General features: G+C 58.7%; 10 protein-coding genes. 3 read left to right on the top strand and 7 right to left on the bottom strand.

Annotation, left to right across the window (positions count from 1 at the left end; genetic code table 11):
* Complete coding sequence (locus tag HMPREF2980_RS02685; RefSeq protein WP_049353010.1) at positions 1-750, bottom strand: lysophospholipid acyltransferase family protein; 750 nt, start codon at positions 748-750, stop codon at positions 1-3.
* Between the two features lie 225 nt (positions 751-975).
* Here HMPREF2980_RS02685 and HMPREF2980_RS02680 point away from each other — a divergent pair, with 225 nt between their 5' ends.
* Positions 976-1,842, top strand: coding sequence for an alpha/beta hydrolase (locus tag HMPREF2980_RS02680; protein WP_070688912.1), 867 nt, complete (start codon positions 976-978; stop codon positions 1,840-1,842).
* A 151-nt stretch (positions 1,843-1,993) separates the two neighbouring features.
* Positions 1,994-4,120 (top strand): AMP-dependent synthetase/ligase, encoded by a 2,127-nt coding sequence (locus HMPREF2980_RS02675; protein WP_070690033.1) that lies wholly within the window; start codon positions 1,994-1,996, stop codon positions 4,118-4,120.
* Between the two features lie 155 nt (positions 4,121-4,275).
* On the opposite strand, the gene HMPREF2980_RS02670 is transcribed toward HMPREF2980_RS02675, so the two are convergent.
* The 6 genes from HMPREF2980_RS02670 to HMPREF2980_RS02645 all read right to left on the bottom strand — a co-directional run bounded on the left by HMPREF2980_RS02670 (position 4,276) and on the right by HMPREF2980_RS02645 (position 13,989).
* A complete protein-coding gene (locus tag HMPREF2980_RS02670) occupies positions 4,276-5,733 on the bottom strand; it encodes a mycothione reductase (protein ID WP_012903832.1) in 1,458 nt (485 codons plus the stop codon).
* Between the two features lie 301 nt (positions 5,734-6,034).
* A complete protein-coding gene (locus HMPREF2980_RS02665) occupies positions 6,035-6,847 on the bottom strand; it encodes a ParA family protein (protein WP_005507726.1) in 813 nt (270 codons plus the stop codon).
* A 191-nt stretch (positions 6,848-7,038) separates the two neighbouring features.
* Positions 7,039-7,686, bottom strand: a complete 648-nt coding sequence (locus tag HMPREF2980_RS02660; RefSeq protein ID WP_070604573.1) for a MerR family transcriptional regulator — start codon at positions 7,684-7,686, stop codon at positions 7,039-7,041.
* A gap of 716 nt (positions 7,687-8,402) precedes the next feature.
* Entirely contained in the window at positions 8,403-9,176 is a 774-nt protein-coding gene (locus tag HMPREF2980_RS02655; protein ID WP_049337539.1) for a transcriptional regulator FtsR, read from the bottom strand.
* A 595-nt stretch (positions 9,177-9,771) separates the two neighbouring features.
* The gene (gcvH, locus tag HMPREF2980_RS02650) at positions 9,772-10,164 is read right to left on the bottom strand and encodes a glycine cleavage system protein GcvH (RefSeq protein WP_049337538.1); all 393 of its coding nucleotides are present in this window, start codon (positions 10,162-10,164) and stop codon (positions 9,772-9,774) included.
* Positions 10,165-10,497: 333 nt separating this feature from the next.
* Positions 10,498-13,989 (bottom strand): bifunctional proline dehydrogenase/L-glutamate gamma-semialdehyde dehydrogenase, encoded by a 3,492-nt coding sequence (locus tag HMPREF2980_RS02645; protein WP_070690031.1) that lies wholly within the window; start codon positions 13,987-13,989, stop codon positions 10,498-10,500.
* A gap of 512 nt (positions 13,990-14,501) precedes the next feature.
* Between HMPREF2980_RS02645 and HMPREF2980_RS02635 the strand changes: the two genes are divergently transcribed.
* The gene (locus HMPREF2980_RS02635; protein WP_049337534.1) at positions 14,502-15,428 is read left to right on the top strand and encodes a LysR family transcriptional regulator; all 927 of its coding nucleotides are present in this window, start codon (positions 14,502-14,504) and stop codon (positions 15,426-15,428) included.
* The last annotated feature ends 161 nt before the right edge of the window (positions 15,429-15,589 follow it).

Below are 15,589 nucleotides of genomic sequence, written 5' to 3'. Positions count from 1 at the left end.
CTAGTGCTGCAGGTGTGCGACTGCCTCATCAGCGCTCATGTTTTTATCAGTCATGAGCTTCTTGACGCGGTCGGCGTACACGTCCACGTATTCCTGGCCGCTGAGGGCACGGATCTCGGAGCCAATACGGTCGGCGATTTCACGCTGAACGCGGTGGCTCAGGTCTGAGCCGTCGGTGTATTCCTCGAAGGTGAGGGGCTTACCGATAATGGTACGCACCTGGATGGGCTTGCCGTCATGGCGCAGACGGATACGGTTCGAGCCGGAGGGCTGAATCAGGTCGGTACCAATCTGTCCGACGGGCACTACGGGCACGCCTGCTTCAACTGCGAGGCGGGCGACACCGACCTTGGGGCGGTAGCCGCGTCCGTCGGGGCTACGGGTGCCTTCGGGGTAGATGCCGATGATGCCGCCGTCCTTGAGGACCTGCGCGCCGGCGTTAAGGGATTCCTGGCTCTTCTGGCCGCCGGAGCGGTCCATGGGAAGCTGGCCAACGCCGCGGAAGAATGCCGCCATGGCGCGGCCCTTCACGCCGGGGGTGGTGAAGTAGTCGCTCTTGGCGAGGAAATTCACGGTGCGAGGCATGGCGAGAGGAATAAAAATGGAGTCGCAAAATGCCAGGTGGTTGCTGGCGACGATGTAGGGCCCCTCGGGCAGGTTTTCCAGGCCAACCACGTCGTGGTGGTACAGTCCCTGCAGCAGGGGTGAGCCAAGAACCTTGAGCGTTGAATAGAGGGCGGTGTTAGGCATTGGGGACTCCTCTCTGAATATTCCCGGGTCAATTCTATCTTGTCTGGAGCGTAGCGAGAGAACGCGCGATAATTAAAGAAAAGAGAACGATTTTTCTGCGCACCGGTGTATCGGGTGCGCTGGGGGCGATATACCAGCATCGGTGCTGTATCCGTGGTAGCCGGTCAGGGTACGCTATAGAGCCTCACCTGCGCTCATACTCGCGCAGGTTGGCGGAGGAGGACCATGAGCATTTTCGATAATTCGCTGGAACCGATTAAGAGGATTCGGCGCAAGGCTCGCGAGCGCAGGCTTCTTGCGACCCAAAATGTTAAGGAATCTTTGGCGCGTCGCCTCGGGGAAGAGCAGGATGCGTTCGACCACTCCCCTGTTTCTTTTGCCCCTGATTCGGTGCAGCATTCCGTGGGTATTTTGCTGGTGCATGGTTTTACGGGTTCGCCGCATAGCATGCGCCCGGTGGCTCAGCATTTTATGGAGCTCGGTTACGCGGTGGAGATGCCTGTGCTGACTGGGCACGCGACCCGTTGGCAGGATTTGCGTGATAGCACGTACCAGCAGTGGCTGGATTCTGCTGAGCGGGGGTACCGCCGCCTGGCTAATCAGGGCCTGCAGGTGGTGGTCATTGGCATGTCCATGGGCGGTACGGTTGCGACTCATCTGTCAGCGCGTCTGCCGGTGGCGGGTACGGTGCTGATTAACCCCTATATGGTGGATGTGAACCCGATGATGCGCCACGCCGGTAAGGTGTCGAAGGTTCTGCCGGTGCTCAAGGCGATTGGTTCCGATATTGCGGTTCCGGGCGTGAGTGAGGGCGCGTATTCTATCGTTCCGACCGCGGCGGTGCATCAGCTGCATCTTTTGGGTGCTGAGACTCGTGCTCTGATCCCGCAGTTGAAGTCGCCGATTCTGTATTTGCGTTCACTGGGCGATCATACTGTGTCGGATAGCTCCCACAAATATTTTCTCGAACATTGTTCAGTTCCTGTAGAATTTAGGTGGCTGACCCGCAGCTACCATGTGGCAACGCTCGACTACGACGCCGAGTATCTTCTCTCTACTGTTCAAGCTTTTGTCGCATCACTAAACCACTAAATTCTGAAGGTTCAGCGTACCAACCGGCGAATGCATCACCCGCCGAGGTGGGCAGAACATTCAGATAGCCATCACGGCACCTCGAACCATCGAGGGCGCCCCGCGGCACCGGATTCGCCACGGGCTCACGCCCTGATTTGAAAGGCGCATTATGAAAGTCTTCTCCACTCCCGCTGAGGTTCTTGTCGACCCCTCGCTGAACCTGACAAGCATTGTTGAGCGCCACCGTGCCGATAGCTCCAATCCGGTACTGTACCGCCGTCAGATGTCTCCGGGTAACTGGCAGCCGGTTCGCGCCCAGCAGTTCCACCAGATGGTGACCGACCTGGCTAAGGGCCTGATTGCCTCTGGTATCCGCCCGGGTGACCGTGTGGGTATTATGAGCCGCACCCGTTTTGAGTGGACTGTCATTGACTTCGCGATTTGGTACGCGGGCGCCATCTCCGTGCCGGTATATGAGACGAACGCTGCCGCCCAGGCTGCATGGGCGCTGTCCCATTCTGAGGCTGTCGCCATCTTCGTCGAGGATGAGAAGCTCCTGAATCGTGTGGCTGAGGCTGAAGAATACGCCGCTTCTACTTCTGAGCCGTTCCAGCTCAAGCACCGCTGGGTCATTGAGAACGGCGACCTTGATGCCCTCAGTGCTCGCGCCTCCGAGGTCAGCGATGAGCAGCTGGAGCAGGTACGTTCCGCAGCCGGTTGTGACGACCTCGCGACCATTGTGTACACCTCCGGCACAACCGGTCGCCCTAAGGGTTGCGCGCTGACTCACGGCCACTTCCTGAACCTCAGCGCCAACACCAGGCTGGTCGAGCCGGAGATTGCGAACTCCCGCAACTCCTCCATTCTTTTTTTGCCGCTGGCGCACGTTCTCGCGCGCCTGATTCAGGTTCTGGCGCTGGATGCTGGCCTGGTTATTGGTCACTCCCCCAACATCAAGAACCTGGCGTCTGACCTGGATAGCTTCAAGCCGACCATGCTGCTGGTGGTGCCCCGCGTCTTTGAGAAAGTGTACGAAGGTGCCATGGCAAAGGCGGCTAAGGGCGGCAAGTTCAATAAGTCTCTGTTTGAGCGTTCCACCGATATTGCGGTGCGCTGGTCGCAGGCGAAGGTTGAGGGTCGTGTGCCCCTCAAGCTGGCGGCGCAGTACGCTCTCTACGACAAGCTGGTCTACTCGAAGCTGCGTGCGGCTCTCGGCGGCGAGCTGCGTTACGCGGTCTCCGGCGGCGGTCCCCTCGGCGAGCGCCTGGCTCATTTCTTCCACGCGGTGGGTGTGCAGGTGGTTGAGGGTTACGGCCTGACCGAGACCTGCGCCCCGATTGCGGCTGGCCGCATCAACCCGTACCAGATTGGTATGATCGGCCCGCTCATCCCCGGTTCCGAAGGCTATATTGCTGAGGACGGCGAGCTTCTGGTTCGTGGCGTGGGCGTGATTAGCAGCTACTACAAGAACCCTGAAGAGGACGCTCAGGCGTTCACTGAGGACGGCTGGTTCCGCACCGGTGACCTGGCTCGTTTCGATGAGCGCGGCTACCTGAAGATTGTGGGCCGCAAGAAGGAAATCATTGTCACCGCCGGCGGTAAGAACGTGATTCCGGGTATTGCGGAGAGTCATCTGCGTACCTCTCCCCTGGTTTCTCAGGCGATGCTGGTTGGCGACGAGAAGCCGTTTATTGCGGCTCTGGTGACCCTGGATCCGGATACCCTACCCGAGCAGTTGGAGCACCTGGGTCTGCCCCGTTCACTCTCCATCCCGGAGGCTGCTGTTCACCCGGCGGTTCGTGCCGCAATTCAGAAGCTCGTGGACGAGGCGAACCAGCTGGTTTCCCGCGCCGAGGGTATTCGCGAGTTCCGCATCATGAACCGTGATCTGACCGAGGCGGACGGCTACCTGACTCCTTCGCAGAAGCTGCGCCGCGCGAAGATTCTGCAGGACTTCTCCTCCTACGTGGATGAGATGTACGGCAAGGTTTCTGATAGCACGTCGGATTCTTTGGCTCGTCTGCAGGAGTACGCGGCGGAGCAGTCTGAGAAGTTCGCTGAACTGCGTGAGCAGGCTGCGGAGCGTCTGCACGAGTACGCGGATCATCAGGCGGAGCGTCTTGCCGAGCTGCGTGAGCAGGCGGCTGAGAAGTTTGAGGAGCTGCGTGAGCAAACCGCCGAAATGATGCAGAAGCCGCAGGAAGAGAAGGCGGAGGCTAAGGACGACGCCAAGAAGCCTGAGAAGGCGGAAAAGGCTGAGGACTCTTCCGCTGCAGCTCCTACTGAGAAGGCATAAGCTGAGAAGAAGCCTGAAAGCGACAATGCCTAACCGGCTCTAGCTACCGAAACGAGAGGAGGGGGTCGTACCGCTGTGGTACGGCCCCCTCCTCTATGTTTACCTCACCGCTCAGAGCCTGAGTCCTTGAGCGGTATTCTTTGAACCGGTCGGTATTAGTTGGCGGGCTCGTCGAATTCCAGACCGAGCAGCGCGTTCTCAACGATTTCGGTCAGTGCCGGGTGAATCCAGTACTGGCCGCGTGCGAGGGTGCGCGCATCCATGCCGAAGCTCATTGCCTGCAGGAGCGGCTGGATGAGCACGGAGGACTCTTCACCGACCAGGTGTGCACCGAGCAGCTCACCGTTGTCCTTACGGGCAATGAGCTTGCACAGGCCAATCTTGTCTTCCATTGCCCAGCCGTAGGCGGTGTCGCCAAAGTTCTGTGCCTTGACGGTAATCTCAAAGCCTTCACGTTCAGCCGCCTGGCGCGCCTGCTCTTCGGTCATGCCGACCACAGCAATCTGCGGGTTGCTGAAGACGGCAGCCGGTACGTAGCGGTGGTCGCTGGCACGCAGGTCCTCGGGGTGGCTGAGGTTGTGCTGCACAACGCGTGCCTCGTGGTTTGCCACGTGCTTGAGCTGGTAGCGGCTGGACACGTCGCCGAGGGCGTAGACGCCGGGTACGGGCGCGCCGTTGTAGAGCACGCGCTGGTACTTATCGACGCTGAGCTGGCCGCCGTCCTGCACGTCGAAGTAGTTCTTCGCGTTGAGGGTGTCGGTGTTGGGGCGACGACCGGTTGCCACGAGCACAGCGTCTGCCGGGATTTCGAGCAGTTCTTCACCGTTCTCGGTAGTGTGCTTAGCTACGACGGTCACACTGCCGTCGGCGTTCTCACGGATTTCGGAGAGGGACGCATCCTTGACGATGTTCCACTGCTTGCTTGCGGCTTCTTCGAAGCGTGCCACGACCTCTTCGTCCACGCCACGTAGCAGGCGGGAGGAGCGGTTCAGCTGGGTTACTTCGGTACCGAATGCGGAGAAAACGTGGGAGAATTCTGCCGCAATCACGCCGCCGCCGATGACGACCATACGGGCGGGCAGCTCGTCCATGCGCATGACGTTGTCATTGGTGTAGACCTTGGAGGAGTCGATACCGGGTACGGGAGGCAGCACGGCGCGTGAACCTGCCGCAACAACAATCTGGCGGCCCTGCAGGCGGGTGCCGTCGGTCAGCTCGACGGTGTGGGAGCCGACGAAGCGCGCGTACTGGTCGTAGAAGTCGACGTTGGGCAGACCGGCACGCCAGTTGCGGCCGCCTTCAACAATCTGGTCAATGCGGGAGGCAAAGATACGGTCACGAATCTGCGCCCAGTGCACGGCGTCTACGTGTGCGTCGACGCCCAGGTGCTTGACCTCGCGGGTCTTCTGCGCGATGGTCGCCGGGTAGACGTACATTTTGGTGGGGATGCAGCCAACGTTCAGGCAGGTGCCGCCGAAGATACCGCCGTCGATGAGGGCGACCTTCTTGTCGTCCCATTCGGGGCCGATGAGGGTGTTGCCGGATCCGGAGCCGATGACGATGAGGTCGTACTGTGCTACGCCGTCAATGCGTTCTACGTTCTCGATGCTCATGTGGTCCTCTCGTTGATGATGTTGAGGCTGGGCTCGTTCCCAGCGTGCCCCTCGATGGCGGGGTTATTTCTGTTACTGCCACTATAACGCGTGGAGGCTACCGGCTATTCCCACTATCTAGTGTCAATGTTGACGGATATACGAAAGTGCGCCGTCCCAAAGAACACAGCGCTGAGAACACAGGGCTGAGAACACAGCGCTGAAAATACAGAGGTTCTTTGAGAAGACGCACTCAAGCGTTGAAACCTCAAGCGTTGAAACTATGTGAGCCCGCGGATTAGTGACGCGTAGATGTCTGCGCTTAGAGGTCTGCCATGAGCCCAGCCAGCAGGCGGGTGAAGTCAATGGCGGGATCAACCGACTCTTCGTCGGGCCAAAAATGAATCGGGTACGCCGCACCCTGGGCGCGTTGCAGCACGGGGCTTTCAGCGAGCACAGGATCTGCCACGAGCTCGCCGAAGAGGGAGCGCATTTCGTCGCGTCGGTAGCGGTGTTCGCTGTCGTTGGGGCGCATCTTGTTGATAACTACTCCCGCACCGTCAATGCTGATGCCGCTTTCCTGCTGAAAGCGCACGATGGCACGCAGGGTTCGTTCGGTGCCCGCTACAGAGAAAAGGGAAGGCTCAGCGACCGAGAGGATACGCTCACTCACCGCCCAGCCCATCGAAGACAGGGTTCCGAGGAACGGCGGGCAGTCAATCAGAATCACGTCGTAGGCGTCCGCTGCCGCCTCCACCATGCGCTTGAATCGGCGGATGAACGGCGCGGCTTCCTGCCGGTCCACGAGGGTGGAGCGCGCCGAGCCTCGCGCCACCTTCACGCTACCGGTGGTCACGGGGTTATTGGTCAGCAGGGTGGGTTTGCCGACGAGCGCGTTCCAGGAGGAGCTACCGGCTTCCTCCGCGAAGGCGCGCTCATTGGAGCTGGCAATCAGGGAGGCGACGTCGGGGATGGTTTCATCCACTGCCAGGCCGGTGCTGGCGTCGCCGTGGGGGTCGAGGTCAATAACAAGTGTGGAGAGTCCGCTGTGTAATGCCGCGGAGGCGAGCCCCAAAGTGATGGACGTTTTGCCAACGCCACCCTTGAGGCTGCTGATACTGACGATGCGGGGCATGCAGGTCCCTTTTATGAGTGAGGTGTAATGCCCCTTTATTTTAGCGAATCTTCGCTTTTCTTCTGGCTCTGACAGGGGTGTATCTTGAGTTTTTTCTCAAGTGAGCATTGAATATTCCCTCGCATTTAAAGCTTCAGCCCGCGCTCGCTACCCGATAGGTAGTGAGCGCGGGCTGATTCACGTTTTGTGTTTTATGCCTGTGCGCGGCGGGCACGGCGGGCGGCAAGTTCGTCGCCTTCGAAGTTTTCGTGCATCTCTTCGCCGGGCTGGCCGTTGAGGTTCATTTCGATTTCGCGCCAGACGCGGCCAATCGCGATACCGAAGACGCCCTGACCAGCCTGAACCAGGTCGATAACCTCGCTCGGGGAGGTGCATTCGTAGACGGTGGTACCGTCACTCATCAGGGTGATGTTCGCGAGGTCGTCAATGCCGCGGGTACGCAGATGCTCGATGGAGGTGCGAATCTGCTGCAGGGACACGCCGGTGTCGAGCAGTCGCTTCACAATCTTAAGCACGAGCACATCGCGGAAGCTGTAGAGGCGCTGGGTACCGGAGCCGGAGGCGCTACGCACGGTGGGTACAACCAGGTCGGTGCGTGCCCAGTAGTCGAGCTGACGGTAGGTGATGCCTGCTGCCTTGCAGGCGACGGCGCCACGGTAGCCGAGGTTTTCCTCGACGACAGAGACCGGGTCGGTGAAGAGTACGCCTTGTTCACCGCGCGGAGGCGGCGCTACGGGGAAGAGGGTGTCGAAGCCATCCAGGGGCTGGTCGAAGCCCTGGGGTGCCTCATGGGTGCCTGCGGCCTCGCCTGCATTTTCGGCTACCTGCTGCTCTAGCACGGTCCCTCCTTTTCGTTAACCCGTTTAATGCGATTCACCGCGCCCTATCAAATGTGGTCGACTTCGTTCCGGTGTAGCCCCGATTTTCGGGGTGAGATTCTAGGGCTAGGCCTTAGAATCTGCATCTATGATTCGCGTGGCTTCCCTCTGCGAGGTTAGCTACGCGGTTTTCAATACTACACATTGGCTCGACTATTCGGTTCGTAGAACACGATTCGATAGTGCGACCGATGCGCGATAGGCGCGGTTGTTCAATCTATTTTAACTGATAGAGGGCTCTACTTAAAATTGAACCCACCGAAGCGAATGATCTTTTCAGATTCATTCGTACCTCTTTAACGCCCTGTGGGGGTGCTCCTCCCCCGCTATTCTCCTCGCTTTTTCTGGGTATCCATCCCACAGGGGAGTTTAAAAAGTAAATGCGTACGGAGCAGTCCGTACGCATTTACAGCTGAGTTGAGTGAACAGCCTTGGCAGGCCGGGAGCCCCCTGGTGAGAAAGCTCTTCGTGTTGGACGAAGGGGTAGAAATTCCGAGCGTGCCAGCGTCGGCTTCGTCCAAGTCTAGAGGCCGCTACCCGTTGGTAAGGGGTAGGGACTATAGAGGGAATCACCATGGTCAGTGGTGTTTCCCGAGGGAAATCCCCGTTTGGGGTGTGGTAGAACCGCTGAGGGTTTACGAGCAGCAGACTGTCCGGTAGTCTGCGTCTTCGTGCGCCTACTCGTAGGTAGGCATCGCCGATTCGACCAGAGTTGCGTGCAGCTGCAAGCACAACTTGCGGATCTTGTCGGCTCGTTCCTGCGCCTGAGCCTGAGAGGCTGCGTCGCGGCGTGATGCCAGCGGAGCCACCGCAATTTCCACGAGGGAAATTTCGCGGTCTGCCGCTGACTTGAATGCGCGCAGGTGACGAGGCTGAATGCCGTGCTGGGTCAGTTCTGCACTAACGCGGGCAATCAGCACATCGTAATCGGTGTACTCCACATCCGAACCGTCTTCGAGCAGTCCAAAGTCAATCAGCTCGCGAATCAGTTCGGGGGTGGTGTTAGCGTATTCTGCCAGCTCGCGGAGAGTGTAGGTGCGACCTTCCTGCTCGTTCGGGCCAAGGACGGTGTCTAGCACGTCTTCGCTTACGGTGGCAGGCATGGAGTTCAGTACGCGACCGGCTTCCATGTCCTCCAGGTGCTGACGGATTACCTTGAGCGGCATGTAGTGGTCGCGCTGCATGGTGAGGATGTAGCGCAGGCGCTCAATATCCGTCTGGGAGTACTTGCGGTAACCGGTTTCGGTACGGCTGGGGTGCACGAGACCGCGCTCCTCCAGGAAGCGGATCTTGGATGCACTAATTCCGGGGAACTCCAGGTCAAGCTGGCTAAGAACCTGACCAATGGTCCGGCTCTTAACGTCACGCGGGTTACGGTCAGAGCCGCCGTTCTCCACGTCCTCTAGTTGAACCTCAGCGTTAGTGAGGTTCTCATCGATGCGTGAGGTCATCTATGTCTTTCGGGTACTTGTTCAGACGATGTCGATACGAGCCGAAATTTGAGTGAGTGGCTCGTTCCCCCGGTCGGGGGTCTCGCTCCGTGCCGAACATCTTTGCTTAGTGTTGAGAGTGTGATAGATAAGTTTAGTTGTTTATCACGAAATGATAAACCGCAAACCTTCGAGACAATCTTATAGCCTCACAAGGCATTTTGCTATTTAGTTCGCCCTTTTCAGGGGCTTTTTGAACCCAAAAATAGCCACACAATCAAACATTAATCAGTAGAGACAGTACCAATTTTAGCAAAATTCCAATACTTCGAACACATATATCTCATATTGGACTGCTTTACGAGGAAAATTTTATCTTCTCGCGATAGTTGAAGTTTTCATCACATTTAACTTGAAAGAGGCTCCCACTAGGGGTTTAGTCATCCTTCAAGCCCCTTTAGTGAATTCCTACACCTTCAAGACGAACCTTAAATGCGCCCAACTATTTGCGTTTGTGTGCATTTTAAAAGAAAAACGGCGAGACCAATCGGTCTCGCCGTCTCACCACTACATACCTCTTATCCGAGGCCTATAGAAGGTCTTAGAGTCTATCGACTTAGAGCTTGTCCAGCTCAGCCTTGTACGCCTCTGCATCCAGCAGGTTCGCCAGGTCATCAGCGTTCTCGGGGCGAATCTCAATGATCCAGCCCTCGCCGTAGGGATCGGAGTTAACCAGTGCGGGGTCATCCTCCAGGCCCTCGTTCACTGCGACAATCTCGCCCGCAATGGGAGCGAAAAGATCAGAGACAGACTTGGTGGACTCAATCTCACCGAAGCTATCCTCAGCAGCTACAGAGTCGCCGACAGAGGGAAGGTCGACGTAGACGACGTCACCCAGTGCATCCTGAGCGTGGTCGGTAATACCAACACGTACGGTGCCCTCGGCGGTGAGAGCGGAAACCCACTCGTGCTCAGAAGTGTACGAGAGTTCTGCGGGAACGTTGCTCATAGCAGCGGTGTCCTTTCAGTGTGTTCTTGCGTAGCGCGGACCGTCCCGCGCACGGTGTCGTTCCGTATGTGGGATGACGGAACGTCCTACACCAATTATCACATAAGAAGTAACGCGGGGCACGTCCAAACACCCCCGTACCACTTCTATGACACTATATTTTCCTTATCCTATCTAACCGCTCAACAAGCGCCCCTTCCCAAGGCCCTAGAAGCACCCCTATTACTCACCTCCAGCAGGGAGCCATCAGACACACCAAAAGGCTCAGGGCCCCACACCATGATGGTGCAGGGCCCTGAGCCTTAGGCTAGAGAGCTAAACTCTCACAGCGCCTTAGCGGGAAGAAATGACGCGCTCGGAGAAGCGGTTCGGGTTACCGAAACGGTGTGCGGTAATCGAAACAGCCTGCTCGCGGAGGAAGGGCAGCATCTCGATACGGCCAGCCTCGGTGACGGGTGCGAAGTACACTGCAACGTCCGGGCGACCACCCAGTGCGGTGTAGAGGGACTTCTCATCGTTACCGATGTAGCGGATACGGGTGCCTTCCAGCGGGGTACCAGCCAGTGCGCGAACCGGGGTCTTAGCGTTCGAAGCCAGGTACTCGCGGAACTGAGCGTCCGACTTGACTTCGTACTTGATGCCCTTGTTCTCGAGGACGCCACGGACGTCGACCGGCAGGTCCTTACCGACGGACAGAGCAACCGGTGCGTTAGCTGCCAGACCGGCGAGCACAACGCGCAGGGTCTCTGCTGCGGATGCGGACTCGTCTGCACGAACCAGAACCTGGGTGGGTACGTAGCGCAGGATGTTGCGCTCCACGCCCAGCTTCGAGGGATCGTGGCCGAAGCCGAACTCGGTGTCCCAAGCGTGTGCGTCAGAGGAGACACCGCGCTTGATGAATGCGAAGTCATCGCGCTTGCCGAGCTCGGAGTTCTCGATGGTAGCCAGGGTCTCGCGAACGGTCACGGACTGGGTGGTTGCGGTCGCGGTTGCCTGTGCCGGCTCCCAATCGGACAGAGCGATCAGGTAGCTGGGGCCACCAGCCTTGGTACCGGAGCCAACGGTGGACTTCTTCCAACCACCGAAGGGCTGACGCTGAACGATTGCACCGGTAATTGCACGGTTGACGTACAGGTTACCTGCCTGGACCTTGGAGAGCCACAGCTCGAGCTCATCAGCATCCAGCGAGTGCAGACCTGCGGTCAGACCGTAATCGGGTGCGTTCTGCAGCTCGATTGCCTCTTCCAGGGTGTCAGCGGTCATGATACCCAGGATGGGGCCGAAGTACTCGGTCATGTGGTACTCGGAACCGGGCTTGACACCTTCGCGAACACCGGGGCTCCACAGGCGGCCAGTGTCGTCCAGTTCCTTGGGCTGGATGAGCCAGCGCTCGCCCGGGCCGAGGGTGGTCAGACCGCGCAGCAGCTTCTCTTCCGGCTTCTGAACAACGGGGCCCATCTCGGACTCGATGTCCTGCGGGTGTGCCACGTGCAGGGAGCTGACGGAGTCAATCAGCTGACGACGGAAACGCTCGGACTGTGCAACGGAGCCAACCAGGATGACGGTCGAACCAGCGGAGCACTTCTGACCTGCGTGACCGAATGCCGAGTAGACGACGTCCTTGACGGCGAGGTCGATGTCAGCGTTCGGGGTGACGATGATGGAGTTCTTACCCGAGGTCTCACCGAACAGGGGCAGGTCATCACGCCAGGAGCGGAAGAGCTCAGCAGTCTCGTAGCCACCGGTCAGGATCAGGCGGTCAACCTCGGGGTGCGAGATGAGCAGCTTACCTGCAGCGCGGTCAACAACCTTGACGAGCTTCAGAACTTCCTTGGGAACGCCTGCATCCCACATGATCTCTGCGATCAGGGCACCGGTACGAGCGGTGATGGTTGCGGGCTTGAAGATGACAGCAGAACCTGCAGCCAGACCAGCCAGAACACCACCGGCGGGAATAGCGGTCGGGAAGTTCCACGGGGGAACAACCAGGGTCAGGTCAACGGACTTGGGCTTTGCGCCGTCGATCTTCTCGAGGTCCTCAGCCAGCATTGCGTAGTAGTATGCGAAGTCGATTGCCTCGGAGACCTCGGTGTCGCCCTGCTCCAGGGTCTTGCCAGCCTCAGCTGCCATAACCTCCAGCAGGTCACCGCGGCGCAGTGCGATAGCCTTACCGACCTTGCGCAGAATCTCTGCACGCTCGTGGCCGGAGAGCTTGCCCCATGCCTTACCAGCTTCCTCAGTTTCCTTGATCAGCTTCTCAGCGTCAGCTTCGCTGGTCAGCTCGTTAGCCTTGAGGGTTTCGATGCCCAGCTTGGTGGTCTTGGAACGCTCGAGGATTGCGCGGCCCCACTCGCGGTTACCGGAGAGTGCAGGGTCGGTGTCGGGGGTGTTCTCGAAGCGGCCTGCCGGTACGAAGACGTTGTCCTCGTTCTCGGTCAGACGGTTCTGGGTGCGCTTGGATGCGGGAACCTCGTCGGTGACGGAGTTCAGCGCACGCATGAAGCGGTCCTCTTCGCGCTTGAAGATGGACTCGTCGGTTGCCAGGTCGAAGATACCGGACATGAAGTTCTCGGAGGAAGCGTTCTCCTCGAGACGACGGATCAGGTATGCGATAGCAACGTCGAATTCCTTGGGGTTCACGACGGGCACGTACAGCAGCAGGTGGCCAACGCGACGGCGGATGATCTCTGCCTGCTGCTCAGCCATACCAATCAGCATCTCGAACTCGACGCGGTCCTTCACGCCGCGGTCCTCGGACAGCAGCAGTGCGAAAGCAACGTCGAAGAGGTTGTGACCTGCAATACCGAGGCGAACGTTCTTCACGTGCTCGGGGCGCAGTGCGTAGTCCAGAACGCGCTTGTAGTTGGTGTCAGCAGCCTGCTTGGTGTCCCAGGTGGTCAGCGGCCAGCCGTGCATAACAGCTTCCACGATTTCCATGGAGAGGTTTGCACCCTTAACCAGGCGAACCTTGATGCCTGCGCCGCCAGCAGCAACGCGCTTTGCGGACCACTCCTGCAGGTGCTGCATTGCAGCCAGGGTGTCGGGCAGGTATGCCTGGAGCACGATACCGGCTTCCAGGTCCTTCAGGTGGGGCTGGTCCAGAATCTTGGTGAACACCTCAATGGTGAGGTCCAGGTCCTTGTATTCCTCCATGTCCAGGTTGATGAACTTCTTGGGGGAGGTGGATGCAGCCAGCTCGTACAGGGGGGTCAGGCGACGAACTGCGGTCTCAACGACCTCGTCGAATGCCCAGTGCTGGTGGGGGCCGGAAACAGCGGACACCTTGATGGAGACGTAGTCAACGTCGTCACGTGCCAGCAGGCGCTTGGTCTCAGCCAGGCGGTGCTCTGCTTCCTTGTCACCCAGAACTGCCTCACCGAGCAGGTTGACGTTCAGGCGGTTACCGGTCTTGGTCAGCTCTGCAATTGCGTCGCCCAGCTTCTCCTCGGAAGCGTCAACGATCAGGTGACCGACCATCTCGCGCAGCACGCGGCGTGCAACAGGAACGGTGGGCCATGCGACCTTACCAGCCAGCTTGCCACCGAAGCCAACAGCGGACTTCATGTACCAGGGCAGGAAGGAAGGTGCCAGACCGGAAATGCGGGAGAGGTTGCGACCGGAGACGTTGTCATCCTCGGGGCGAATAACGCCATCAACAAAGCCGACGGTGAAGGGAAGACCATTGGGGTCCTTCAGAACACCGGCGAGCTGCTCAGCCGCGAAGGTGGGCTTGATCGACTGGGACTCGTTTACCCACTGACGAACAAGCTGACGAGCTTCCAGAGCCATCTTCTGGTAGTGCTCAGATGCGAAAGGATGGGTCATCCTTGACTCCTAACTATCTTACTGTGTGCGGTGCACACCACGTTTGGCGATGTCTCTATTTCACCACAAAAGGGTAATAAATACCTCATTAGAAAAACTGAATGTTTTTTCCAAAATTCATTTAGATTTTCTTAATGATTGTGCGGTGAGGTTTTCACCCCGCGCCCCCTCCGAACCTCCTGTTCGAAGAGACAAGGTGAAGTTTGTAGCGACATCGCTATCCATCTCTCTCAGGCTAGCACTTTCAGAGCGCAAATATCGAACCCACTTCGTAACAGACGAACACTTCAAAACCAGTCCCAAAAGCATCTTCAACCCCAAGAATCGTCACATTCAGCGCGAAAATACTCGCTACACAAGCCAACATGCCGGCACCCCATTTCAGGCGTCTCAAAAAGAGCCGGCCGGAAGCCTGCGCGGTACCATATACAAGAGTCCACGATGAGAGACGCACCATGGAATACGGTGGCAGCCACAGCCAGCGCAATGCCGAGTGCACCAGGGAGGAAAATATGTCCATCTACGACATCCGACGTATGCAAATGCTCCTCGAAATCCAAGAACGCGGCACCGTCATCGCCGCAGCCGAAGCACTCAGCCTCACCCCCTCCGCCGTCTCCCAGCAGATTGCCACCCTCGAAAAAGAAACCGGCACCCCGCTTTTGCAGCGCATCGGCAGGCGTGTACAGCTCACCAGCGCCGGACTCATCATTGTCGACAGCGCCCGCAGCATCCTGCGCGAACTCGACCGCATGCAAACCTCCGTCGCCAACCTCACCGGCGAACCCGCAGGCATGGTCCGCCTCGCCATCTTCCAGTCCGCAGCCTTCGCACTGCTACCGGAAACCCTCAGCTACCTTACCGAACACGCACCCTCACTCACCCTGCAGGTACTGCAAATCGACCCCGAAACCGGAACCTCCCTGACTCGAAGCCGCGAATACGACATGGTGCTCTCCGAAGCCTACCCGCACCACCACATCCCCGAATACCCCGAACTGCACTCCGAACTACTCACCGAAGACCCGCTCAGCCTGATTGTGCCCAGCACCTCCACCATCACCTCAATCGAGGAGGCGCACGCACTGCCCTGGGTTCTCGAAATGGAACAGAACACCTCCCGCAGCTGGGCGCTCAACCAGTGCCGCACCGCAGGATTCGAGCCGGTCATCCGTTACAGCGCCAATGACATGATTACGAACTCCAACCTCGTCAAAGCAGGATTCGCCGTCACCATCGTGCCCGGCTTCATCCTCTCCTCCCTCTCCACCACCGAGGGGCTACGCATCGTGGAGCTACCCGGCAAGCCCTGCCGCAAAATCTTTACCGCCGTACGCCGAGAGTCCGCCGCCAACCCCGCCATCGCCATGGTGCGCGAAGCACTGCACCACGCGGTGCAGGTGGCATTCGGCGAACACGACAGGAGCGAAACCGCATAAGAAAAATTAACTGCCAGCCACGCCAGCAGACTAGACAATGCAAAGGTCGGGGCCGTTCCCAGGAACGACTCCGACCTTTCAACATACCTTTTTGAACAGGCGCCTATATATAAGGTATAAAAACACACAACGGAGCCACTCCCCCGCCGCGCCCATCCTTC

It is taken from the genome of Rothia sp. HMSC076D04, assembly GCF_001814645.1.
Taxonomy (GTDB): Bacteria; Actinomycetota; Actinomycetes; order Actinomycetales; family Micrococcaceae; genus Rothia; species Rothia mucilaginosa.
This window is presented reverse-complemented; position numbering and strand designations above follow the sequence as displayed.

Coding starts and splice junctions, on each gene's coding strand:
- HMPREF2980_RS02685 (WP_049353010.1), bottom strand. CDS start 750: ATGCCTAACACCGCCCTCTATTCAACGCTCAAGGTTCTTGGCTCACCC.
- HMPREF2980_RS02680 (WP_070688912.1), top strand. CDS start 976: ATGAGCATTTTCGATAATTCGCTGGAACCGATTAAGAGGATTCGGCGC.
- HMPREF2980_RS02675 (WP_070690033.1), top strand. CDS start 1,994: ATGAAAGTCTTCTCCACTCCCGCTGAGGTTCTTGTCGACCCCTCGCTG.
- HMPREF2980_RS02670 (WP_012903832.1), bottom strand. CDS start 5,733: ATGAGCATCGAGAACGTAGAACGCATTGACGGCGTAGCACAGTACGAC.
- HMPREF2980_RS02665 (WP_005507726.1), bottom strand. CDS start 6,847: ATGCCCCGCATCGTCAGTATCAGCAGCCTCAAGGGTGGCGTTGGCAAA.
- HMPREF2980_RS02655 (WP_049337539.1), bottom strand. CDS start 9,176: ATGACCTCACGCATCGATGAGAACCTCACTAACGCTGAGGTTCAACTA.
- gcvH (WP_049337538.1), bottom strand. CDS start 10,164: ATGAGCAACGTTCCCGCAGAACTCTCGTACACTTCTGAGCACGAGTGG.
- HMPREF2980_RS02645 (WP_070690031.1), bottom strand. CDS start 13,989: ATGACCCATCCTTTCGCATCTGAGCACTACCAGAAGATGGCTCTGGAA.
- HMPREF2980_RS02635 (WP_049337534.1), top strand. CDS start 14,502: ATGTCCATCTACGACATCCGACGTATGCAAATGCTCCTCGAAATCCAA.